20 protein-coding genes, 8 tRNA genes and 1 pseudogene are annotated in these 22,126 nt (G+C 73.0%); 17 read left to right on the top strand and 12 right to left on the bottom strand.

Annotated features, from left to right (window positions below; translation table 11 throughout):
* On the bottom strand, window positions 1–862 hold an 862-nt coding region (locus AC51EU_RS12760; protein WP_496266981.1), incomplete at its 3' end, for a hypothetical protein.
* Window positions 863–1,096: 234 nt separating this feature from the next.
* On the opposite strand from AC51EU_RS12760, the gene cobT reads away from it, so the two are divergent.
* The 3 genes from cobT (at window position 1,097) to AC51EU_RS12745 (ending at window position 5,738) form a co-directional block, all read left to right on the top strand.
* Window positions 1,097–3,493, top strand: a complete 2,397-nt coding sequence (gene cobT / locus AC51EU_RS12755) for a nicotinate-nucleotide--dimethylbenzimidazole phosphoribosyltransferase (RefSeq protein WP_496266980.1) — start codon at window positions 1,097–1,099, stop codon at window positions 3,491–3,493.
* A 157-nt stretch (window positions 3,494–3,650) separates the two neighbouring features.
* The gene (gene cobA / locus AC51EU_RS12750) at window positions 3,651–4,874 is read left to right on the top strand and encodes a uroporphyrinogen-III C-methyltransferase (RefSeq protein WP_496266979.1); all 1,224 of its coding nucleotides are present in this window, start codon (window positions 3,651–3,653) and stop codon (window positions 4,872–4,874) included.
* Window positions 4,875–4,919: 45 nt separating this feature from the next.
* The gene (locus AC51EU_RS12745) at window positions 4,920–5,738 is read left to right on the top strand and encodes a TrmH family RNA methyltransferase (protein WP_496266978.1); all 819 of its coding nucleotides are present in this window, start codon (window positions 4,920–4,922) and stop codon (window positions 5,736–5,738) included.
* 113 nt (window positions 5,739–5,851) lie between these two features.
* Here the strand turns inward: AC51EU_RS12745 and AC51EU_RS12740 are convergent, their stop codons facing one another.
* Window positions 5,852–7,273 carry a serine/threonine-protein kinase gene (locus AC51EU_RS12740; protein ID WP_496266977.1) on the bottom strand — a complete coding sequence of 474 codons (1,422 nt, stop codon included), beginning with the start codon at window positions 7,271–7,273 and terminating at the stop codon, window positions 5,852–5,854.
* Window positions 7,274–7,499: 226 nt separating this feature from the next.
* On the opposite strand from AC51EU_RS12740, the pseudogene AC51EU_RS12735 reads away from it, so the two are divergent.
* Window positions 7,500–7,742, top strand: a pseudogene (locus AC51EU_RS12735) (DUF8836 family protein); the annotation flags it as partial.
* Window positions 7,743–7,950: 208 nt separating this feature from the next.
* A complete protein-coding gene (locus AC51EU_RS12730; protein WP_496266976.1) occupies window positions 7,951–8,160 on the top strand; it encodes a hypothetical protein in 210 nt (69 codons plus the stop codon).
* A 521-nt stretch (window positions 8,161–8,681) separates the two neighbouring features.
* Here AC51EU_RS12730 and AC51EU_RS12725 read toward each other — a convergent pair.
* The 6 genes from AC51EU_RS12725 to AC51EU_RS12700 form a co-directional block, all read right to left on the bottom strand.
* Window positions 8,682–8,753: transfer RNA gene (locus AC51EU_RS12725), tRNA-Val, on the bottom strand.
* Between the two features lie 39 nt (window positions 8,754–8,792).
* Window positions 8,793–8,864, bottom strand: a tRNA-Val gene (locus AC51EU_RS12720).
* 37 nt (window positions 8,865–8,901) lie between these two features.
* Window positions 8,902–8,973, bottom strand: a tRNA-Val gene (locus AC51EU_RS12715).
* Window positions 8,974–9,003: 30 nt separating this feature from the next.
* Window positions 9,004–9,075, bottom strand: a tRNA-Val gene (locus AC51EU_RS12710).
* Window position 9,076: 1 nt separating this feature from the next.
* Window positions 9,077–9,150, bottom strand: a tRNA-Cys gene (locus AC51EU_RS12705).
* A 35-nt stretch (window positions 9,151–9,185) separates the two neighbouring features.
* Window positions 9,186–9,258, bottom strand: a tRNA-Gly gene (locus AC51EU_RS12700).
* 178 nt (window positions 9,259–9,436) lie between these two features.
* Between AC51EU_RS12700 and AC51EU_RS12695 the strand changes: the two genes are divergently transcribed.
* Genes AC51EU_RS12695 through AC51EU_RS12685 form a run of 3 tightly spaced genes read left to right on the top strand, consistent with a single transcriptional unit; the run spans window position 9,437 to window position 12,194 of the window.
* Window positions 9,437–10,504 (top strand): chorismate-binding protein, encoded by a 1,068-nt coding sequence (locus AC51EU_RS12695; RefSeq protein WP_496266975.1) that lies wholly within the window; start codon window positions 9,437–9,439, stop codon window positions 10,502–10,504.
* The gene (locus tag AC51EU_RS12690) at window positions 10,501–11,328 is read left to right on the top strand and encodes an aminotransferase class IV (RefSeq protein WP_496266974.1); all 828 of its coding nucleotides are present in this window, start codon (window positions 10,501–10,503) and stop codon (window positions 11,326–11,328) included. The genes AC51EU_RS12695 and AC51EU_RS12690 overlap by 4 nt, the downstream gene beginning before the upstream one ends.
* 35 nt (window positions 11,329–11,363) lie before the next feature.
* Window positions 11,364–12,194 (top strand): GNAT family N-acetyltransferase, encoded by an 831-nt coding sequence (locus tag AC51EU_RS12685; RefSeq protein ID WP_496266973.1) that lies wholly within the window; start codon window positions 11,364–11,366, stop codon window positions 12,192–12,194.
* 180 nt (window positions 12,195–12,374) lie between these two features.
* On the opposite strand, the gene AC51EU_RS12680 is transcribed toward AC51EU_RS12685, so the two are convergent.
* Window positions 12,375–12,905, bottom strand: coding sequence for a DsbA family protein (locus AC51EU_RS12680; RefSeq protein WP_496266972.1), 531 nt, complete (start codon window positions 12,903–12,905; stop codon window positions 12,375–12,377).
* Window positions 12,906–13,074: 169 nt separating this feature from the next.
* Between AC51EU_RS12680 and AC51EU_RS12675 the strand changes: the two genes are divergently transcribed.
* Together AC51EU_RS12675 and AC51EU_RS12670 are read left to right on the top strand one after the other, a co-directional pair.
* A complete protein-coding gene (locus tag AC51EU_RS12675; RefSeq protein WP_496266971.1) occupies window positions 13,075–13,530 on the top strand; it encodes a hypothetical protein in 456 nt (151 codons plus the stop codon).
* Between the two features lie 68 nt (window positions 13,531–13,598).
* On the top strand, window positions 13,599–13,754 hold the full coding sequence (locus tag AC51EU_RS12670; protein ID WP_496266970.1) for a hypothetical protein: 156 nt from the start codon (window positions 13,599–13,601) through the stop codon (window positions 13,752–13,754).
* A 68-nt stretch (window positions 13,755–13,822) separates the two neighbouring features.
* Here AC51EU_RS12670 and AC51EU_RS12665 read toward each other — a convergent pair whose 3' ends face one another.
* Window positions 13,823–14,389, bottom strand: a complete 567-nt coding sequence (locus tag AC51EU_RS12665) for a CGNR zinc finger domain-containing protein (RefSeq protein WP_496266969.1) — start codon at window positions 14,387–14,389, stop codon at window positions 13,823–13,825.
* A 219-nt stretch (window positions 14,390–14,608) separates the two neighbouring features.
* Window positions 14,609–15,022 (bottom strand): SsgA family sporulation/cell division regulator, encoded by a 414-nt coding sequence (locus AC51EU_RS12660; RefSeq protein ID WP_003959770.1) that lies wholly within the window; start codon window positions 15,020–15,022, stop codon window positions 14,609–14,611.
* Between the two features lie 646 nt (window positions 15,023–15,668).
* Between AC51EU_RS12660 and AC51EU_RS12655 the strand changes: the two genes are divergently transcribed.
* The 3 genes from AC51EU_RS12655 to AC51EU_RS12645 all read left to right on the top strand — a co-directional run bounded on the left by AC51EU_RS12655 (window position 15,669) and on the right by AC51EU_RS12645 (window position 16,466).
* Window positions 15,669–15,740, top strand: a tRNA-Val gene (locus AC51EU_RS12655).
* Between the two features lie 87 nt (window positions 15,741–15,827).
* Window positions 15,828–16,286 (top strand): SRPBCC family protein, encoded by a 459-nt coding sequence (locus tag AC51EU_RS12650; protein WP_496266968.1) that lies wholly within the window; start codon window positions 15,828–15,830, stop codon window positions 16,284–16,286.
* Window positions 16,287–16,394: 108 nt separating this feature from the next.
* A tRNA-Val gene (locus AC51EU_RS12645) sits at window positions 16,395–16,466 on the top strand.
* 118 nt (window positions 16,467–16,584) lie between these two features.
* On the opposite strand, the gene AC51EU_RS12640 is transcribed toward AC51EU_RS12645, so the two are convergent.
* Window positions 16,585–17,310, bottom strand: coding sequence for an exonuclease domain-containing protein (locus AC51EU_RS12640; RefSeq protein WP_496266967.1), 726 nt, complete (start codon window positions 17,308–17,310; stop codon window positions 16,585–16,587).
* Window positions 17,311–17,541: 231 nt separating this feature from the next.
* Here AC51EU_RS12640 and AC51EU_RS12635 point away from each other — a divergent pair, with 231 nt between their 5' ends.
* From AC51EU_RS12635 to AC51EU_RS12620, 4 genes are all read left to right on the top strand, one after another.
* A complete protein-coding gene (locus AC51EU_RS12635; protein WP_496266966.1) occupies window positions 17,542–18,090 on the top strand; it encodes a DUF4365 domain-containing protein in 549 nt (182 codons plus the stop codon).
* A complete protein-coding gene (locus AC51EU_RS12630; RefSeq protein ID WP_496266965.1) occupies window positions 18,090–19,268 on the top strand; it encodes a hypothetical protein in 1,179 nt (392 codons plus the stop codon). The genes AC51EU_RS12635 and AC51EU_RS12630 overlap by 1 nt, the downstream gene beginning before the upstream one ends.
* A 104-nt stretch (window positions 19,269–19,372) precedes the next feature.
* Window positions 19,373–21,352, top strand: a complete 1,980-nt coding sequence (gene thrS, locus AC51EU_RS12625; RefSeq protein ID WP_496266964.1) for a threonine--tRNA ligase — start codon at window positions 19,373–19,375, stop codon at window positions 21,350–21,352.
* Between the two features lie 86 nt (window positions 21,353–21,438).
* Window positions 21,439–21,996 carry an HIT family protein gene (locus tag AC51EU_RS12620; RefSeq protein ID WP_496266963.1) on the top strand — a complete coding sequence of 186 codons (558 nt, stop codon included), beginning with the start codon at window positions 21,439–21,441 and terminating at the stop codon, window positions 21,994–21,996.
* The last annotated feature ends 130 nt before the right edge of the window (window positions 21,997–22,126 follow it).

The following is a 22,126-nucleotide window of genomic DNA, read 5'->3' as shown; positions in this document are numbered from 1 at the left end:
GGCCATGCCCTACGGCACCCCGGGCACCCCGCTGCCCGGCCCCCAGCTCGGCGAGATCCCCGGCCAGGCACCGCCGTGGGGCGCCGCCTCGGCCCAGGCCGTCGCGGTACCGGTCGGCGAAACGGTCATGCCCGAGGCCGCGCAGCCTGCGTCGCCGGCCGGCGACGTGCCGCAGGATGTCGCTGCGGCACCGGGGCCTGAGGGGCCGGCAGTGATGGTCGTGGAGCAGGAGGCGGTTGCCGAGGGCGCGGCGGAGCAGCCGCAGGACGAGATGGTCGGTGGTGTTGTGCCTGACGTCGCCGCGACCGAAGGTGCCGTGGCCGACGAGGGTGTGAGCGACGGCGCCGCGGCCGATGGCGCGGCGGAGCAGGAAGCCGTCGCCGACGCGGTGGCCGATGCCGCACCGGCGGCCGTGCCCGAGCAGGAGCCCGTGGCCGAGGCACAGGAGCCCCAGGAAGTCCCGGCGCCCGTGACCGGTACGGAGCAGGTCGCGGTGCCCGCCCAGGTCGGTACGACCGAGGGCGAGGCGGCCCCGGACGGCGTGCCGCAGGGCGCCGTGGACCAGGACAGCACGCAGCAGGACGCGGTGCAGCCGGATGCGGCGCCAGTCCGGGCCCAGGCCGTCGCAGACGTGCAGGCCGCCCCGGAAGAGACGGCCGCCGAACCGGCCACTGAGCAGGCCCCGGAACAGCCTGCGGCGACGGCGGAGCCGGATGCCGCAGCGGCGACGGACGAGCCGACGGCGGAGAACGAGGCCGCAGACGTGACCGACTCTGCCGCCACGGACGGCACCGGTGAGACGCAGGTCGTCGAGGCCGCGCCGGAGCCCAGCCCTGTCACCGAAGACAACACCGCCGCGCACGCGTCGGCAGCCACGCCCGATGCGGCAACTGCGGACACCCCGGACGCTGGCGGGACCCCGGCGGGGCATGACTCCGAAGCCGCTGCCCCTGACGCCCCGGACGCGGCTACGGCGACCGATCCCGCCGACCCGGCCGACGGCTCAGTGGCCCCGGCCGATGGCACGGCTACTCCGGCCGAGGACATCGCCGCTCCGGAGGCGGCAGCCGCCCCCGAGGCCCCGCAGCCTGCGGACGTGCCCGGCACCGAAGACGCGCCGGAGACGCCCCCCGCTCCCGACGAGAACCCGGTCAGCGGCGCCGAGGCACAGCCGCAGGCCCCCGAGGCCGCGCAGACCACGGACGCCCCGCAGGCACCCGACACACCGCCCGCCGCCCCGGTCGCTCAGCGCCCCGACGAGGAGGGTTCCTCCACCCCGCCTGGGAACGGCCAACCGGCCCCCGAGGGCACGACACCGGCCGACACCTCCGTACCGGCTGCCGCGCAGTCCCCGGCGGTGCCCGCTCCGCAGGACGCCGCCCCCCAGGACGACACCGCACCGGACGACGCCGTACCGGCCCCCGACCAGGCCGTTGAACAGCCGCAACCGCAGTCCGCCGAGGCGCCTCCGGTGGTGCCGCAGCCCGGCTCCCCGGACGCCGCCGCTCAAACCCCGGACGCCGAGCAGCCTGCGGCGGCCACGGCCACCGGACCCGCCACGGCTCCCGGGGACGCGCAGACCGCCACGTCGCCGCAGCCCGCCGCCAACGCCCCGACCGAGACGGCCCCGCAGGACGGCGGCACGCCCGTCCACCCGGGCGACGCTCCCGAACAGCCCGGCAACGACGACGGTGACGCCCACCGGAGCGACACACCCGCCCCGGCCGCCCCCCAGGCCACGGAGCACACCGCCGCCACGCCCCCCGCCGCCGGCTACGACGACTCCGAACGCGCCGCCGTCCACCGCGTCATGCGCGAACGCCGCGACATCCGCAACGGCTTCCGCAACGACCCCATCCCCAACGACGTCCTGCTGCGTGTCCTGGAGGCGGCGCACACCGCCCCCAGCGTCGGCCACTCCCAGCCCTGGGACTTCGTCGTCATCCGGTCCGCGGAGACCCGCGAGAGGATGCACCAGCTGGCCATGGAACAGCGCGAGGCGTACGCCAAGTCGCTGCCCAAGGCCCGCGCCAAGCAGTTCCGCGAGCTGAAGATCGAGGCCATCCTCGACACACCCGTCAACATCGTCGTCACCGCCGACCCCACCCGCGGCGGCCGTCACACCCTGGGTCGTCACACCCAGCCGCAGATGGCCCCGTACTCCTCCGCGCTCGCCGTCGAGAACCTCTGGCTCGCCGCCCGCGCCGAGGGTCTCGGCGTCGGCTGGGTCAGCTTCTTCGACGAGCGGGAGATGGTCCGCGAACTCGGGCTCCCCGAACACCTGGAGATCGTCGCGTACCTCTGCGTCGGCTACGTCGACGCGTTCCCCCACGAGCCCGAACTGATGCAGGCGGGCTGGGCCGAGCGCCGCCCCCTGTCCTGGGTCGTCCACGAGGAGACCTACGGCCGCCGCGCCCTGCCCGGGGAGGACCCGCACGACCTCCTCCAGGAAACCCTCCGCGGCATCCGCCCCCTTGACGCCAAGGCCCTTGGCGATGCGTGGGAACGCCAGAAGCGCATGACCAAGCCTGCCGGAGCCCTCGGCATGCTGGAGATCATCTCCGCACAGCTGTGCGGCCTCTCCCGCAAGTGCCCGCCGCCCGTCCCGGAACCCGCGGCCGTCGCGATCTTCGCCGGCGACCACGGCGTACACGCCCAGGGCGTCACCCCCTGGCCCCAGGAGGTCACCGGCCAGATGGTCGCCAACTTCCTGGGCGGCGGCGCCGTCTGCAACGCCTTCGCCAACCAGGTCGGCGCCGAGGTCTGCGTCGTCGACGTCGGTGTGGCGGCGGACCTCCCCGCCACCCCCGGCCTGCTGCCGCGCAAGGTCCGCCCCGGCACCGACGACTTCACCACGGGCCCCGCGATGAGCCAGGAGGACGTCCTCAAGGCCATCGAGGTCGGCATCGAAACCGCCCGCGACCTCGTCGCGGCCGGCAACAAGGCGCTGCTCACCGGCGAGATGGGCATCGCCAACACCACCGCCTCGGCCGCGCTGATCTCCGTGTACACCGGCACCGACCCGGCCGAGGTCACCGGCCGCGGCACCGGGATCAACGACGAGACCCACTCCCGCAAGATCGACGTCGTCCGCCGTGCCCTGGAACTCCACCGGCCCGACCCGGACGACCCCATCGGCGTCCTCACCGCCGTCGGCGGACTGGAACACGCCGCCCTCGTCGGACTGATCCTTGGCGGCGCCTCACTGCGCACCCCGGTCGTCCTCGACGGCGTCAGCGCCGGCGCCGCCGCCCTCGTGGCCCGCGCCATCGCGCCCGAGGCCCTCGCGGCCTGTATCGCCGGACACCGCAGCGCCGAGCCCGGCCACGTCGCGGCCCTGAACAAACTGGGCCTGCGCCCCCTGGTCGACCTCGACCTCCGGCTCGGCGAGGGCACCGGCGCCCTGCTCGCCCTCCCCCTCGTACAGAGCGCGGCCCGCGCCATGCACGAGGTCGCCACCTTCGACACCGCCGGGGTGACGGAGAAGGGCTGAGCCCCGCCCGTCCGCACATGACCCCCGGCCCGCAGCCACTTAGGCTGTGGGCCGGGGCCGTCCCCTCCCCGGCACCCCGGGCCACACCTGCCCCACCAGCCGCTCCACCGCCGCAGCGGCCACGACCCGCACCATCCGCACAAGGAGCCCCGTCCCCATGGCCGAGCACGCCGCCGAACACACCGCCTACCCCGTCGGACTGCGCCTGTCCGGCCGCCGTGTGGTCGTCCTCGGCGCCGGCCAGGTCGTCCAGCGCCGGCTCCCCGCCCTCGTCGCCGCGGGGGCCGACGTCCTCCTCGTCTCCCCGTCCGCCACCCCCTCCGTCGAAGCGATGGCCGACTCCGGCGCCATCCGCTGGGAGCGCCGCCGCTACCGGCCCGGCGACCTCGCGGACGCCTGGTACGCCCTGGTCTCCACCGACGACCCCGAGGCCAACGCGGCCGCGTCCCGGGAGGCCGAGGAGAACCGCGTGTGGTGCGTCCGCTCCGACGACGCCGAGGCCGCCACCGCCTGGACACCCGCCACCGGCCACAGCGAGGGCGTCACCGTCGCCGTGCTCACCGGCCGCGACCCGCGCCGCTCCGCCGCCGTCCGCGACGCCATCGTCGAGGGACTGCACGACGGAAGCATCGCCGCCCCGCACCACCGCAGCCGCACCACCGGCGTCGCACTCGTCGGCGGCGGTCCCGGCGACCCCGACCTGATCACCGTTCGCGGCCGCCGGCTCCTCGCCGAGGCCGACGTCGTCATCGCCGACCGCCTCGGCCCCCGCGACCTGCTCGCCGAACTCCCCCCGCACGTCGAGATCATCGACGCCGCCAAGATCCCCTACGGCCGTTTCATGGCACAGGAGGCCATCAACAACGCCCTCATCGAGCACGCCAGGGCCGGCAAGGCCGTCGTTCGCCTCAAGGGCGGCGACCCGTTCGTCTTCGGACGCGGCATGGAAGAGGTCCACGCCCTCGCCGAGGCCGGCATCCCCTGCACCGTCGTTCCCGGCATCTCCAGCACCATCTCCGTCCCCGCCGCCGCCGGAATCCCCGTCACCCACCGCGGCGTCGCCCACGAGTTCACCGTCGTCAGCGGCCATGTCGCCCCCGACGACGCCCGCTCCCTCGTCGACTGGGCCGCGCTCGCCCGGCTCCGCGGCACCCTCGTCGTCCTGATGGGCGTGGAGAACAGCGGCGCCATCGCCACCACGCTCATCGCCCACGGCCGATCCGCCGACACCCCTGTAGCCGTCGTCCAGGAGGGCACCACCGCCGGCCAGCGCCGCGTCGACGCGACCCTCGCCACCCTCGGCGACACCGTCCGCACCGAAGGCATACGGCCCCCCGCGGTCATCGTCGTCGGCGATGTCGTCACCCTCACCACCAAGTAACCGCCCCGCGGCAACGGCCCCTACACCGACAAGGCACCCACCCCCGTGGCAGAGATCATCACCATCGACGACCCGGACGACCCGCGGCTGCACGACTACACCGGCCTCACCGACGTCGCACTGCGCCGCCGCCGCGAGCCCGCCGAGGGACTGTTCATCGCCGAGGGCGAGAAGGTCATCCGGCGCGCCCGCCACGCCGGATACACGATGCGCTCCATGCTGCTCTCCACCAAGTGGGTCGACGTCATGCGCGACGTCATCGACGAGGTCCCCGCCCCGGTCTACGCGGTGAGCCCCGCCCTCGCCGAGCAGGTGACCGGCTACCACGTCCACCGCGGCGCCCTCGCCTCGATGCGGCGCAAACCCCTCCCGCCCGTCACCGACGTGCTCCGCACGGCCCGCCGCATCGCGGTCATGGAAGCGGTCAACGACCACACCAACATCGGGGCGATCTTCCGGAGCGCGGCAGCCCTCGGCATGGACGCCGTACTCCTCTCCCCGGACTGCGCAGACCCCCTCTACCGCCGCTCCGTCAAGGTCTCCATGGGCGCCGTCTTCTCCGTCCCCTACGCACGGCTGGAGAGCTGGCCCCGCGGCCTGACCGAGGTGCGCGAGGCAGGCTTCCACCTCCTCGCCCTCACCCCGGCCGACCAGGCCACCCCTCTCGACGAGGTCGCCCCGCACACCCTGGAACGCGTCGCCCTGATGCTGGGCGCGGAGGGCGACGGCCTGTCCACCGGCGCCCTCCGCGCCGCCGACACCTGGGTGCGCATCCCGATGGCACACGGAGTGGACTCCCTCAACGTGGGAGCGGCCGCCGCCGTCGCGTTCTACGCGGTCACCACGGGGCGCGGCGGAGCCTGAACGCTCCGCCGTCCCGGCTTTCGCCGTTCGTCGCAGGCGGTGCGCCCTCCCACGCGACGCCGTGCGGGGCCAGGCTTCGTGGCCGGGCGTTCACCGGACACCGATGCGGATCGTCAACCGCCGTGGACCGCACCCGGGCCCGACGCGGCAGCGCGACGACCCTGCGGACCGCTCGCGGCCGGATGGTCCGCCTGCTCCCCGTCGGCCGTCCGGTCCTCCGCCGTACGCCCGGACCCGTCGAGCGTGACGGTCGCCGACCGCTCGGCCCCCAAACCCCGCGTCGGCCCCTGACACCCTTGCGCCGCTGCGATACCGAGCGCCACCAGCAGCGTCACCGTCACGAACACGACGATCCGCTGCCGCAGCAGCCGGCGGTCCGGACCAGGCCGCCGCCCGCCCGGCGCCGTTCGCACCGGAGCGCGCGAACCCTTTCTGCTCCCCGTCCCGGAAGGGGAGACGCGTTGCGAAGACCGCCCCCCGGTCCGCGGATTCGTACCGGGGGAGGAGACGGGGCCGGACGCCCGCGCCCCCTCGCGCGGGGCCGGAGGCCGGGAGCGCGGCGTGGCGCCGGGCGCCGGACGCCGCTCGGTCCGCTGACGCGCGTACTCCTCGGCCCGCTTGCCCGTGGGCCGGTCCGACGGCCGCCTGACGGATCGTCCCGCACCGGCGGCACCAGCGCCTCCGGTCGTGCCCTCCGGACCGGCCGCCAGGCCGTGCGCCTCCCGGGCCGCGATCTCCTTCAACCGCAACGAGAGCGACAACGTGCTGGGCCGGTCCGCCGGGTCCTTCGCCAGACAGGCGGCGATCAGCGGCGCCAGCGCGTCCGGCACTCCGGCCAGCTGGGCCTCCTCATGGACCACGCGGTAGAGCATGACCTCCGAACTGCCCTGTCCGAACGGCGAGTCCGCGGTACAGGCGTAGGCGAGCGTGGCCCCGAGCGCGAAGATGTCCGTCGCCGGCGTCACCGCGGCGCCCCGCACCTGCTCCGGCGCGAGAAAGCCGGGCGAGCCCACGGCCGTCCCCACATGCGTCAGGGTGCTGGCTCCCGTGGCCCAGGCGATCCCGAAGTCGATGATCCGCGGCCCCTTGGGCGACAGCAGGATGTTCGACGGCTTCAGATCACGGTGCACGACCCCCGCGTCATGCACCGCCAGCAGCCCCTCGGACAGCGCCGCCCCGATCGAGGCGACCTGCGCGGGAGGCAGCGGCCCCTCGTCGTTCACCTTGTCGTGCAGCGACGGGCCCGGAACGTATTGGGTGGCGAACCACGGGCGGTCCGCGTCGAGGTCGGCCGCGACCAGCCGCGCCGTACACCCGCCGCGGATCCGCCGGGCCGCCGACACCTCGCGGGCGAACCGCGAACGGAACTCCTGGTCCTCCGCCAGATCCGGCCGGATCACCTTCAGCGCCACCCGCTGCCCGCGCTTGTCCGAACCGAGATAGACGACGCCCATCCCGCCCGCGCCGAGCCGCCGGTGAAGCCGGAACGAGCCGACGACACGCGGGTCCTCGCGCCGGAGCCGCATCATCGCCATGTCCGTCCCCTACCTGCGGTGGGGAGGCCCCACTCCGCTGCCAACCTTCTGACGTGGCACAGCTTACGGATTGACGGCCCGCTGTGCGCAGAGGCCGGGCATACGCCGGACGCGGGAATGTCAGTGCCGGGTGCGATGCTGAAAAAGCGGGACGGCAACGGCCGCATGACGGACCGGTCTCCTGTGCATGATCTCAAGGAACCGTCAAAAAAGGGGGATTGACGCGATGAAAGGCGATCGGGTCGAGATCGTGGTGGGCACCGGCAAGACGACCCACGTGTACGAAGTCGTGGCGAGCGGGGCGGGCCGCCGGGTCGAGACGGCACTGTGCGGACGCCTGGTGGAAGTGAGCGAAGTCACCCGAACCGGTTCCGTGGTGCGCACGGCCCGGTTCCTGGCGTCCCGCGTCCTCGCGCTCGTCGAACATCCGACACGGCGCGCCGAACGCCGCAAACCTCCGCGCCCCGCCGGGGACATCCCTGATGCTTCGGGCCGCACATCCAACCAGCGGAGTACGTGCGAGGCGGCCCCGTCATCCTCCCGTAGGCCCGACAACCAGTACGTCCGGCTGACGCCCCACGCCCGGCCGTTGCCTACGGTAGAGGTCAAGCGGCGGGTGCGGTACTCGTCCCCCGAGGTAGGACACCCGCCGCTCCGGACACGACAGGAGCACGGGGATGGCGGAGCGCTCAGGGCGGGCGACCCTGCGGACGCAGTGGCGCCGGACGGCAACAGCGTTCGGCGGCCGGCAGCCCTCGGGCACCCGGCACCCCCTCGTCGCGGTGGCCATGGCGCTGCCACTGGCGGTACTCCTCGCCGTGGTCTTCGGCGGCTGGGAGGCCGTCCTGACACAGGCGTCGTCCGTGGCCGGAATGCTGGGGCGCTGAGCGGCACCCCTGTCCCGGGAGAGCGGCCCGGGACCGGCACTCCGGCGTCCAGCCCCGTGGGGACGGGGGTGCGGCGGACGGCACGGATGGCCGGGCATCTGGGGAGATGCCCGGCCATCGGGCTTTTCCTCAGGCCCGAAAACACGCCCGTCGTGGACGGCAGTGGGAGAACTCTGATGCACCGCTCACCAGCGGGCCATCACAGGCTGCCCGGCCGACTGCCGGGCGGTGGGAGAGAGGCCGCCAGGAAGAAGCTCCGCGCCCGTGCCAGGCTCGGGCCGGCCGTCACGTAAACGAAGCCGCTCTTACTAGCGTTGGGACTTCGTCACTCGTCACTCGCCGCTTCGCCCGGGAGGGATACCGCGCTCACGAACCGGGAGGTTGCCTCACGGTGCATGCCCACGCGACATACCCGGCCACCAGACGCCAGGGGCTCGACCCCGTGGCGCCCTCGGGCCTGCCCTCTGCTCACCAACGACTGAGGGCCGGAGCGAAGTGCTCCGGCCCTCGAATCTGCAGTGTGGACGATACTGGGATTGAACCAGTGACCTCTTCCGTGTCAGGGAAGCGCTCTCCCGCTGAGCTAATCGTCCTCGAGGCTGCGGATCTCAAAGATCTCCGCAGGTACTGCGTGGACGATACTGGGATTGAACCAGTGACCTCTTCCGTGTCAGGGAAGCGCTCTCCCGCTGAGCTAATCGTCCTCAGGGCTACGGATCTCAAAGATCTCCGCAGGCGGTGTGCGCGATACTGGGATTGAACCAGTGACCTCTTCCGTGTCAGGGAAGCGCTCTCCCGCTGAGCTAATCGCGCGGGAAGGACACTCTGTTACCAGGTATCCAGTGGACGATACTGGGATTGAACCAGTGACCTCTTCCGTGTCAGGGAAGCGCTCTCCCGCTGAGCTAATCGTCCTTGGAGGTGGAGACGGGATTTGAACCCGTGTAGACGGCTTTGCAGGCCGTTGCCTCGCCTCTCGGCCACTCCACCAGGAGCGTCGGGGGCTTACAAGATCCCCCACAGCGAGCGGACGACGAGACTCGAACTCGCGACATCCACCTTGGCAAGGTGGTGCTCTACCAACTGAGCTACGTCCGCAGGTGTCTCTCCCAGACTACGTCCGGGAAGCTACCGGGCCTCCGGGGCGCTTTCGCGTCCCGGCGACGTGTTGAACTCTAGCGGATTCCGGGGCCAGTACAAAAACACGTTTGTGCAGCGTGCTGCGCCGACGGCTTGAACACGGCGGCTCACGGACCCCCGCCATAGACTCGTTGACGTGCGCGACCTTCCTCCCCTGGCCCGCTTCGGCGGGCTCATAGCCACCGATCTCCGCGATGTCACGACCGATCCCGCGGCCCTGGATTCCACGGGCTGGTGGGCGGTGGTGGCCGACTTCGAGGGCCAGGTGGTCTGCGCCCGCTTCGGCGACGTCCGCCCCGCGACGGCACAGGACGCGCCGGACCCCGCCCGCTGGAAGGGCCCCGCCACCGACGCGTGGAGCAGTTCCCTCGACCGGGCTGCCTATACCGCCGGTGTCCGGCGCATACGCGAACACATCGCAGTCGGCGAGGTCTATCAGGTGAACCTCTGCCGCGTGCTCACCGCGCCGCTGCCCGACCCCGCGCGCGCCGACGCCGACGCGCTCACCGCCGTACTGGCCAGTGGCAACCCCGCCCCGTACGCAGGAACGATTCGGCTGCCCGCCCACGGCGTCGAGGTCGCCAGTGCTTCCCCGGAGCTGTACCTGCGGCGCGAGGGACGCGTCGTCGAGTCCGGCCCCATCAAGGGCACGGGGAGGACCGCGGCCGACCTCTCGGAGAAGGACCGCGCGGAGAACGTGATGATCGTCGACCTGGTCCGCAACGACCTCGGCCGGGTCTGTGGCACCGGCACCGTCACCGTTCCGGCACTCTGCGCGGTCGAACCCCATCCCGGGCTCGTCCACCTCGTCTCCACCGTGCGCGGCGAGATCGCGGAGACGCACGAGAAATCGGCGTGGGCGGACCTCCTCGCGGCCACGTTCCCGCCCGGATCGGTCACCGGAGCGCCCAAGCACAGCGCCCTGAAGGTCATCGACGAACTGGAGACCGCGCCGCGCGGCCCGTACTGCGGCGGCATCGGCTGGGTCGACGCGGACCGGCGCACCGGCGAGCTGAACGTCGGCATCCGCACGTTCTGGATCGACCGCACCGCCCCCGGAGGACCGTTCCTGCGTTTCGGCGCCGGCGCGGGCATCATCTGGGACTCCGACCCCGAGCGGGAATGGGCCGAGACCGAATTGAAGGCGCGCCGACTCCTCGCGGTAGCGTCGGGGCAGCACGACGTGAGCGGAGGCACATCATGACGAAGATCTGGCTCGACGGGGGACTACGGGACGCCGACGACGCGCAGGTGTCCGTCCTCGACCACGGCCTGACCGTGGGCGACGGCGTATTCGAGACCCTCAAGGCCGACCACGGACGTGCCTTCGCCCTGACCCGGCACCTGGAGCGGCTGACCACCTCCGCCCGCGGACTCGGCCTGCCGGACCCCGACCTCGACGAGGTCCGCCGGGGCTGCGCCGCGGTGCTCGACGCCAATCCGATGCCGCTCGGCCGGCTCCGGATCACCTACACCGGCGGCGTCTCCCCGCTCGGCTCGGAGCGCGGCAGGTCCGGCACGACGCTCGCCATCGCCCTCGGCGAGGCGCGACGTCGCCCCGACACCACCGCCGCCGTCACCGTCCCCTGGACCCGCAACGAGCGCGGCGCGCTCTCCGGGCTGAAGACGACCTCGTACGGTGAGAACGTCGTCGCGCTGGCCCGCGCCCGCGAACTGGGCGCGTCCGAGGCGCTGTTCGCCAACACCGTCGGCGCGCTCTGCGAGGGCACCGGCTCCAACGTCTTCGTCGTCCTGGACGGTGAGCTGCACACCCCGCAGCTGTCGTCCGGCTGCCTCGCCGGGATCACCCGGGCGCTCACCGTTACCTGGGCGGGCGCCAAGGAGACTCCGCTGCCGCTGGAGGCCCTGGAACACGCGGAGGAGATCTTCCTGACCTCCACCCTGCGCGACATCCAGGCCGTGACCCGCATCGACGGCCGCCAACTCGGCGACCGGCCCGGTCCGGTGACCGCCGAGGCGATGCGGATCTTCGCCGAGAGGGCAGCCGCCGACTTCGACCCGAGGTGATGACGCCGGCCCGCACCGGCGGGTAGAAAGTCTCCGTGACCACCACCTTGCGCCCCACCGGGCCGGAGCGGCGGACCGCCGGCGGCGGCCGGGCCCGCTCGTACGACGTGTGCGTCAACGGCCGCCGGGCGGGCGGGATACGCCTGGCCACGGACCCGGTGATCGGGCCCGAGGCCGGACAGATCGAGAAGGTGGAGATCGCCCCGCCGGACCGGCGACGCGGCCGCGCCACCTTCGCCCTGCTCGCCGCCGAGGAGGTGCTGCGCGGCTGGGGCTGCCGCCGGGTCGCGCTGACCGTTCCCTCCGGGGCACAGGCGGCACTGCGCCTCGGCGCCGCCCTCGGCTACACCGAGTACAAGCGCCTCCTCACCAAGACCGTCACTGTGCGGCCCCGTCTGCCCGAGGGCAGCTGCGACCGGCCACTGGAGCCGTCGGCGTACCCGCGCTGGCGGGACGCCGCGCTGGCCACCCGCGTCCGCGCCCTGGTCGCGCAGGGGCTGTCCCCGGAGCGCGCAGAGGAGACCGCGGCCGACGACCACCGCACACTGCTCCCGGACGGCGCGGGCACGTCCGGCCATGTGCTGAGGGTCCTCGCGCACCGGGAGCAGGACGTCGGCAGTCTCTGGCTCACCTTCCGGCAGCCGGAGCAGCCCGGTGGCTACGTCCTCGACGTGCAGGTCGGGGAGCGGTTCCGCGGGAGCGGCCATGGGCGCACCCTGATGCTCGTCGCCGAGCGTGAATGCCTCGCGGCCGGCCGTACGGCCCTGGGGCTGACCGTCTACATGGACAACGCCCCGGCCCGCAGCCTCTACTCGTCCCTCGGTTACCGCCCCACCGCCCACACGCTGCACAAGCCGATCGTGTGAGGGGAGGGGCGCCCGGACGCCGGTGAGCGCAGCACGGGCTTGCCCGGCGCCCGACGGGGGCCACCGCGTGGCCCCGTCCGCTCCGTGCGCCCGTCCCGCCCCGTCCGGCGCCCGCTCGCCTGCCCTGACGCCCGTCCGGTACGCCGGAGGCCCGTACGGGACGAACGGACCCCGTCGGACTCAGTCCTGCCCCGACAGCAGCCGGTCGGCGATCTCCTCGATGCGGGCGCGCAGCCCCTCCTGGCTCTTGCCGCCGTCCAGGCGCTGTCCGTCGATCACATACGTCGGGGTGCCGGTCACGCCGATGGCCTTGCCCTCCGCCTGGTCGGCGTCGACGATCAGCAGGTGCCGGCCGTCGATGAGTGCGGTGTCCAACTCCTCCGCGTCCAGGCCCAGCTCGCCCGCGATCTCCAGCAGCAGCTTCTCGCCGCGTTCGCCCAGCTCCTCGGCGCGTCCCAGCACGGCCTCGGCGTACGGCCAGCCCTGGCCCTGTGCCAGCGCCTCCTCGGCGGCCTGGGCGGCGGCGTAGGCGTGCCGGTGCTTCTCCAGCGGGAAGTGGCGCAGCCGGATCTCCAGCCGCTCGCCGTAGCGTTCGCGCAGCGCGCGCAGGTCGTCCAGGGCGGTACGGCAGTCCGGGCACTGCAGCTCGCACCACACGTCGAGGACGACGGGTGCGGGAACGGAGGGATCGGAGGCGGTGGAGTCGTTCATGGGGTCAGTCTTCCAGCCCGCCCGGTGGTGCCGTGACCGGGACCTGCGGAGGAGCCGCACCCGGAGATGTCCCTGAGGACGGCACGGGACGTGGCCCCGGACCGGCAGGACAGGGCAGGATGGGAGGCGGGGCGCAACCACGCGCCCATTTCACCGGCAGGAGGACCGGATGCTGACATCGACCGTCTGTGCCGCGGTGTCGGCGGCGGGCCTGGGCATCGCCGCGCTGACGGCATACCGCAAGCGGTTCCTGGCCGCGACCCGTATCGCGGCGTTCTCCCTCATACCCGTCGGTCTGGTGATGACGGGCGTCGTCGACTGGGTCACCGGCATCGTGTTCAAGCCGGCGGTCTGGGCCGGTTTCGGGCTGCTGGCGCTCTCGTTCGTCCTGTTCCAGACGGTCCGTCTCGTAGAGCGCCGCAGGGGCGTGACCGGCGGCAAGGAGCGCCGGGCCGCCGGGCGGAACAGCGCGGAGGAGGTGGCGCCCGCCGCGTCCGCACCGTCGCTCGGCGCGGGTGCAGCCCCGGCCCGGCCCGCCGCGCGGGCCTCCGGCGCGAGTGGAAAGAGCGCTCCCACGGAGGACTTCTCGGACATCGAAGCGATCCTGAAAAAACACGGGATCTGATGAACTCCGGCCGCTGAGGGGGCTCTTGGGCGTATTGCCCGGTTCGTCTGCGTCATCATCGCGGCGAGATGAACGATGAGTGTGTCCTGGACCGGGACGACGTCCCGGCCCCCGAAGCGCGCGGATGTCTTTTCGCGCTGTCCCAGCCGCCCCTGATGCTCTTCCTCGCCGTCATCGGCTTTCTGCTGGTGCTCGGTGTCGTGCACGACCTCTTCCTGCTGTGAGACGCGCGGGACGTGCGCGCCGCCCGCAGCCGTACGGCGCGGGCCCGCCCGGGGGAGTGCCGCCGGATTCAGCCCGCGGCCTCCCGCTGCCGTGCCCGGTACGCGGCGACATGCAGCCGGTTGCCGCAGGTACGGCTGTCGCAGTAGCGGCGGGAACGGTTGCGTGAGAGGTCGACGAAGGCGTGACGGCAGTCCGGCGCCTCGCAGTGCCGCAGCCGTTCCCGTTCACCGGCGACGACGAGGAAGGCCAGGGCCATCCCCCCGTCGGCGGCGAGGTGGTCGGCGACGGAGGCGTCGGGCGCGAAGTAGTGGACGTGCCAGTCGTAGCCGTCGTGGTCGGTGAGCTGCGGGGTGGTGCCCGCGGAAGCGACCAGGGAGTTCAGCAGCCCGGCGGCGGTCCGGTCGTCGTCGGCGGCGAAGACCTCGGCGAGACGGGCGCGGACGGCGCGGACGGCGGCCAGGTCGTCCCCGCCGAGCGTGCCGACGCCGCTGACCTCGTGGCGGGCCACGAAGGCCCGCAGGTCGTCGAGGTCTGTCAGGCCGTCCGGTGCCCCGGTGGCCCGGCCCTCCGGTGCCGTGTTGAGCAGGTCGACGACCGCGTCCAGCGCGCACCGGGTGTCGTGGGGGATCATCACGGTTCCGCTCCCTGGCCGGGTGGGCGGGTGGCGGCCGCCCGGGGTCCTTGCCGAATGGTCGCCGACTCTAGCGCGTCGGACAAGCTTCGGCGCCGCCTCCGCGGGGTCCGCGGCGACGGCGCCGGAGTGCCGTGGGAACTTGTCGGTCCTGCGCCGTCTCCCCGAGTCGGACGGTCGCGGATGGTGAGCGGGTTGATGCGGTGGGTCGCTGTGTGCGTCTCAGCTCTCCGCCAGGATGTGGGAGAGCTCCGTGTCGAGGTCGAAGTGCCGGTGCTCCGTACCGGGCGGTACGGCGGCATCGGTCCTTTTCAGGAAGGATTCCAGGGCCCGCGCGGGGGCCTCCAGAAGGGCTTCGCCCTCCGGGGAGCTCAGGGCGATGCAGACCACGCCCTGACCGTGGCTCCGGGACGGCCAGACGCGGACGTCGCCGGTGCCCGTGGGCCGGTGGAGGCCCTCGGCGAGGAGATCGCGGGCGAAAACCCACTCGACGGTCTCCTCGGCTCCGGTGTGGAAGGTGGCGTGCACGGCGTAGGGATCAGCCGTGTCGTACCGCAGGCCCGCGGGTACAGGCAGTGAGGACTCGCTCGACACAACGAGGCGCAGGTGCAGCTCGCAGCTGACCGTGGTGTTCATAAGCGCCAGGGCCTTTCGCTCAGTGTGCGCTCGGGGATTCGCACGTCGGCGAAATCGACATGCCACCTACGGTGCCGTTGTAAACCCCTCTGAGGTTTTTGGGTGGCTTCACGTACCTCTTACGGCGGATTGCCACGTGCTCCCCGTCGGTAACCCTGGCGGGCGGACGGTCCCGGTCGTTCCCTCGTGTGAACGCCGGGAGCGGGGCCGGAACGGGTCGGGAGGGGCGCGGTCCTGGGATCGCTGCCGTGCGGCATCAGGGGGCCGAGGGCTCTCGGGGTGGTCCTGCGGGCGGGCGGTTCCCAGCCGTCCCGTCGCTACCGCCGGCCGTGTGATCACTCCACCGGGGCCGGGTCCGCGGCGAGGGCGAGCGCCCCGGTGACGCCACGATGGGGACGGTTGGGGGTGTACGGGCCCGGACGGACTCCGTAGCGCGGCCCGGGCGAAGACCACCGGGATGGCGTACCGGGCGTCCGCTCCGGGACGCGCCGCTCCGTAACCGCCCCGCCGTCGTCGCGGTGATGATCGCCGTTGCTGCCGCGAAGCGCGCGGCAGCCGGCGCCCACGCTCCGCCGCGACCGGACCCGGATGCCCGCCGGGTGGTCATAAGTGCCCTCCGACGTGGGGTAATGTTGGCGATGCGCCCGGGCGATTAGCTCAGTGGGAGAGCGCTTCGTTCACACCGAAGAGGTCACTGGTTCGAACCCAGTATCGCCCACCCCGGCAGACGGACCGGAGACTTCCAGCCTCCGGTCCGTCGCGTTCACCGGTCACTTCCGGCCCCGCCGCGCGGCACACTGGGCGCATGCCCCGCCGGCCGCGCTCGCTGCACCGCTACCGACTGCGCAGCACCTGGCTGCTCGACGCACCGCCTCCCGTGGTCTACGCCGTCCTCGAACGCCCCGAGTCCTACCCCCACTGGTGGCCGCAGGTGCGCGAGGTGCGGCGGACCGACGCGCGCAGCGGCCGGGCCCGCTTCCGCTCCCTCCTCCCGTACGACCTGGTGGTCGACGCCACCGAAGGGGTGTGCGACCCCAGTGCGGGGGTGCTGGAGATCGTGCTGAGCGGTGATCTGGCCGGACGGGCCCGCTGGACGGTCGAGGCGTACGGCGGGCGTACCCGGGCCGTCCTCGATGAGGACGTGGAACTGTGCAAACCGCTGCTGAGACGTTTCGCCCTGCTCGGCCGCCCGCTGTTCCGCGCCAACCACGCCCTGATGATGCGGGCCGGTCGGCGCGGACTCGCCGCCTGGCTCACCCGCTGACCCGCCCCCCGGAACCGCCGGTGGGGACGGCCCGGAGCGGGATTTGATGGAACGGCGCGACGGCCTGTATTGTTCACGTCGTTCGCGAGGGAAACCTCGCCGACACCCGGGCGATTAGCTCAGTGGGAGAGCGCTTCGTTCACACCGAAGAGGTCACTGGTTCGAACCCAGTATCGCCCACCCGGATCGAGAACCGGGCCGCAGATCAGCGGTCCGGTTTTTTCGTTGTGTGTACGGGCGAGGCCCGGTCCGTCCGGTGGTGCGCGCGGGTGCCGACGCGCTGAGGCGCCGTCAGCGGTCAGGCCGCGGCCCGTAGTCCGGGGCGCAGCGGCCAGTGCGGATCGACCGCCTCCGGCGTGCCGCTGCGCGCGGACCGTGTCTGAAGTCCGCGTGCCTGCGCCGCGTGCCAGGTCATCTGGAGGGTGTGCAGCTCGTACGGTTCCAGGGCGTGCAGCCGGGAAGCGAAACGGTTCCCCAGTGCGCGCGCCACGCGCAGCGCGGCGAGCGCGTCCGCCGCCGCCTCACGGCCGCCGTTCAGCTCCACCCCGTAGTGCGCGCACAGTTCGGCGAGCGTGCGGCGGCCCTCGCGGGAGCGGTCCAGGTGTTTGTCCAGGACCCTCGGGTCGAGGACGTACGGGATGTGCGCCTCCAGGCGGTCGGCGAGCGGGGTGCCGTGGTGCCGGCGCAACTCGCGGTCCAGCAGCGTCAGGTCGAACGGCGCGTTCATCACGACCAGCGGCCGCCCGGCCCGCGCCTGGTCGGCCAGTGCCCGGACGATCTCCGTGAGCACCGGTGCGGGATGGCGGCGCTCGCGCGCCAGGTGCTTCGCGGTCGGTCCGTGCACCGCCGTGGCGGCCTCGGGTACCGCCACCCCCGGATCGATCAGCCAGCGGGCGATGCGCGGTGCCGAGTGCGGTGTGTCCTGGACGACCACGGCCACGGAGACGACCCGGTCGGTCTCCGCGTCCGTGCCGGTCGCCCCGGTGGCGAAGGAAGCAAGCGGGCCCTCGTACCAGCGCGGCATCGTCCCAACTCCTCAAGGCCGTACGGTGGGTGACGGGGCGCCTCGCCCGAGCAGGTGATACCCGTCCCATGATGTCGGTGAACCGTCCTTGTTTGCCGTGCCCATGACGCGGAGACAACCACAGGGACGGACCGGTGCGCGGTCCGCGCGGCCCCGTCCCGTGCGCGGCCCCGCACCGCGCCCGTCACCGCTGACCCCATCCCTCGGCACAGCCCGGAAGGCCCGTGTGCCATGGATCTCGCGCAGCCAGAACCGGGCGGGCCGCCGGACCGGCGGACCCCACCCCGGCGCGGCGGACCCGCCACCACCGCCTGCGGGGAAACCCTCCGGGCCGGCCACCTCCACGCGGGCGCCGCCGCCTCCGGGCGCTCGCCGGCGCGGCGCTTCCCCGACTACGGGATCGGCCACGGCGCGCCCGAACACACCGTCGACGACCGGGTGACCGTCAAGGTGCGGCTCACGTGCGCCCACCAGGTCCCGCCGCGCCCGTCCGGGCCGGGCTTCGCCCTCGGCGACGACCGCCTGGTGAAGCCGGCCCGTACGCCGGTCGCGGTACGCAAGATCCTCGTCGTGGTGCTGGTGCCCCGTACGCGCGCGGACCGGCCGTGGGCGCGCCACGACCGGCCCGGACCGCGGCGCTGCCGCCACTGGACCGACCTCGCCGGCCACCCGGTGACCGGCCGGCGCGGGACCGCCGTGCGCATCCCGGCCACGTGGATCGTCGACGACCACGCGCTCCGCGACATCATGACGCGGGTCGGCGCAGGAGGGAGACCCTGATGCACCGGCCCACCGACGACCACGACGTACGCGGACCGGACCCCGCCCGGACCGATCCGGCGGTGCTCGCGGCGCTGCTGGCCCGGCACGGCTGGCGCCGCCGGGGCGGACCCGCCGGGCGCTACTCCCGCTGGACGCCGCCCGGTGGCGGCGGTGCGAGCCTGCTGGTACCGCACGACCGCCGCTTCCCCGACAGTGCGGAGCTGCTGGCCGAGGCGCTGGCCGGGCTGGCGCACAGCGCCGCGCCGTCCGCACGCGAGGTGCTGACGGGACTGGCGGTGCCCAGCGACGAGGTGCGCTGGGAGCGTGAGGTCCCCGACGGCGGTACGGGCGCCGCCCCGTGGAAGACGCAGGAGCAGCTGCGGGGCGCGGCGCGGGCGACGCTGCTCGCCGGGGCGCTCGCCACCCGGGCGCGCGTCGGCTACCACGGTGCCCGGCACCAGGGGTACGCCGAGCGCTGCCTGGCGGAGGTGCTGGTCGCCCCGGCCGCCGGGAGCCGGCTGACCGTGTTCGTCCCGGTGGCCGCCGGGCGCGGCGCGGTCGTCTGCCTCCACCGGGCGCTGCGTGCGGCCCGGGACGCGGCCGGCCACCACCGGGCGACGGGCCGGGCGGACGCCTTCGACGCCGCCGTCGGCCTCGGCGTCTGCCACGAACTGGTCCAGGGGCTGATCATGCTGGTCAAGGGGGCGGAGGGCGGGCGGATCTCGGTGGGCTGGTCCCCGGCGGCGGGACCGCCGCCCGGTTGCGCGGTCCGTCCCGGGCCGGTGGAGTTCTCGGCCGGGGACCTGCCCGCGCTGGAGGAGGCCGCGCGGCGCTATCTCCGGGACGAACCGTCGCTGACGGTGCGGGTGACGGGCGTCGTGGTGCGGCTGCGACGGGAGCGGCCCGGCGGGGGAGTGGTGCGGCTGCGGGTGCTCACCGGGGCGGACGTGGCGCAGGTGCGGGCCGCGCTGGGGGAGGAGGACTACCGGATCGCGGGGCACGCGCATCTGGTGGGGCTGCCGGTGCGGGTCAGCGGCCGGTTGGAGAGCCGGGGCGGATTCCGCCGGATCACCGGGGCGCACGACGTCACTCCCGTACAGGCCGGTGCCACGGAGCGTGACCGGCTGCTGAGGTCGCTCCAGGAGAACCTGGACCTCTTCGAGGAGGCGGGCGGCGGGCCGGCGGCGGACGGCTGAGCGGGCCGCCGGGAGAACCGTTTCGCGGTCGGGTCCCCCGGCTCGGTACGATTCGGCTGCGCAGCAATCGCTGGCGTGAACGAGACATGAGTCAGGAGAGACCGGTGTCAGACGTCCGTGTGACCGTCCAACGCGATTCCGAGCGGGAAGAACGCGTGGTGACCACGGGCACTACGGCCGCCGACCTCTTCCAGGGCGAGCGCAGTGTCGTCGCCGCGCGGGTGGCCGGGGAACTCAAGGACCTCACCTATGTGGTCGCCGACGGCGAGGTCGTGGAGCCGGTCGAGATCACCTCCGAGGACGGCCTGAACATCCTGCGGCACTCCACCGCGCATGTGATGGCACAGGCCGTGCAGGAGCTGTTCCCGGAGGCGAAGCTCGGCATCGGCCCGCCGATCAAGGACGGCTTCTACTACGACTTCGACGTGGAGAAGCCGTTCCACCCGGACGACCTCAAGCGCATCGAGAAGAAGATGCAGGAGATCCAGAAGCGCGGGCAGCGTTTCTCGCGCCGGGTCACCACCGACGAGGACGCCCGCGCCGAGCTGGCCGGCGAGCCCTACAAGCTGGAGCTGATCGGCCTCAAGGGCGCGGCGGCGGAGGCCGCCGAGGGTGCCGGTGCCGAGGTCGGCGCCGGTGAGCTGACGATCTACGACAACCTGGACGCCAAGACCGGCGAGCTGTGCTGGAAGGACCTCTGCCGCGGTCCGCACCTGCCGAGCACCCGCACCATCCCGGCGTTCAAGCTGATGCGCTCGGCCGCCGCGTACTGGCGGGGCAGCGAGAAGAACCCGCAGCTCCAGCGGATCTACGGCACCGCCTGGCCGACGAAGGACGAGCTGAAGGCGTACCTGGAGTTCCTGGCCGAGGCGGAGAAGCGCGACCACCGCAAGCTGGGCGCCGAGCTGGACCTGTTCTCGATCCCGGAGCAGATCGGCTCCGGCCTCGCCGTCTTCCACCCCAAGGGCGGCATCATCCGCCGGGTCATGGAGGACTACTCGCGGCGCCGCCACGAGGAAGAGGGCTACGAGTTCGTCTACACCCCGCACGCGACGAAGGGGAAGCTCTTCGAGACCTCGGGCCACCTGGACTGGTACGCCGACGGCATGTACCCGCCCATGCAGCTCGACGAGGGCGTGGACTACTACCTCAAGCCCATGAACTGCCCGATGCACAACCTGATCTTCGACGCGCGCGGCCGCTCCTACCGCGAACTGCCGCTGCGTCTCTTCGAGTTCGGGACGGTGTACCGGTACGAGAAGTCGGGCGTCGTGCACGGCCTGACCCGTGCCCGCGGCTTCACCCAGGACGACGCGCACATCTACTGCACCCGTGAGCAGATGTCCGAGGAGCTGGACAAGACGCTCACCTTCGTCCTCGGGCTGCTGCGCGACTACGGTCTGACCGACTTCTACCTGGAGCTGTCCACCAAGGATCCGGAGAAGTTCGTCGGCTCGGACGAGGTCTGGGAGGAGGCGACCGAGACGCTGCGCCAGGTCGCCGAGAAGCAGGGGCTGCCCCTGGTCCCGGACCCGGGCGGCGCCGCGTTCTACGGCCCGAAGATCTCCGTCCAGACCAAGGACGCGATCGGCCGCACCTGGCAGATGTCGACCATCCAGCTCGACTTCAACCTGCCCGAGCGGTTCAACCTGGAGTACACCGGCCCGGACGGCGCCAAGCAGCGCCCGGTGATGATCCACCGCGCCCTGTTCGGTTCCATCGAGCGGTTCTTCGCGGTGCTGCTGGAGCACTACGCGGGCGCGTTCCCGGTGTGGCTGGCCCCGGTGCAGGCGACCGGCATCCCGGTCGGCGACGCCCATGTGCCCTACCTCCAGGAGTTCGCGGCCGAGGCCCGCAAGCAGGGGCTGCGCATCGAGGTGGACGCCTCCACCGACCGGATGCAGAAGAAGATCCGCAACGCGCAGAAGGCCAAGGTCCCCTTCATGATCATCGTCGGCGACGAGGACATGGCCAACGGCGCGGTGTCGTTCCGCTACCGGGACGGCTCGCAGAAGAACGGCATCCCGCAGGCCGACGCGATCGCCGAGATCGCCGACGCCGTGGAGCGCCGCGTCCAGGTCTGACGCACCTCCCGGCCGGGCCGGGAGCACGGAGCGAGGGGCGGTCCGCCGGGGCCGCCCCTCGCCGCGTCCACCGCGCGCCGGGGAATATGCTGGCGGGCATGACGACAGAGCCGGAGCAGCAGATCGGAGTCGGGACGCAGGACGCCTTCCAGCGCCTGTGGACGCCCCACCGGATGGCCTACATCCAGGGGGAGAACAAGCCGAGCGGCCCGGGGGCCGGCGACGGCTGCCCCTTCTGCACCATCCCGGACAGGTCCGACGAGGACGGCCTGATCATCGCCCGGGGCCGGCACGTCTACGCGGTGCTGAACCTCTACCCGTACAACGGCGGCCATCTCATGGCCGTCCCCTACCGCCACGTCGCGGACTACACCGAGCTGGACGAGGCGGAGACGCTGGAGCTGGCGGAGTTCACCAAGCGGGCGATGACCGCGCTGCGCGCCGCGTCCGGGGCACACGGCTTCAACATCGGGATGAACCAGGGCACGGTCGCCGGCGCCGGTATCGCCGCCCATCTGCACCAGCACGTCGTCCCGCGCTGGGGCGGCGACACCAACTTCCTGCCGATCGTCGGGCACACCCGGGTGCTGCCCCAGCTGCTGGCCGACACCCGGGTCATGCTGGCCGACGCCTGGCCGCGGTAGCCATGCCCCGCCGGGGTGCGCGGAACGCGACACGCATCCCGGCAATCCGGGCAAATCGCCCGCGATGCGGTGTCCTGCGCCTCTAATGGGGTGGTGACGTCCCCAGACCGCCGCACCGTGCTGCGCGCGG

This window comes from Candidatus Streptomyces philanthi, assembly GCF_059553635.1.
Note: the sequence above shows the minus strand (reverse complement) of the source record. Positions and strands in the feature narration are given on the sequence as shown.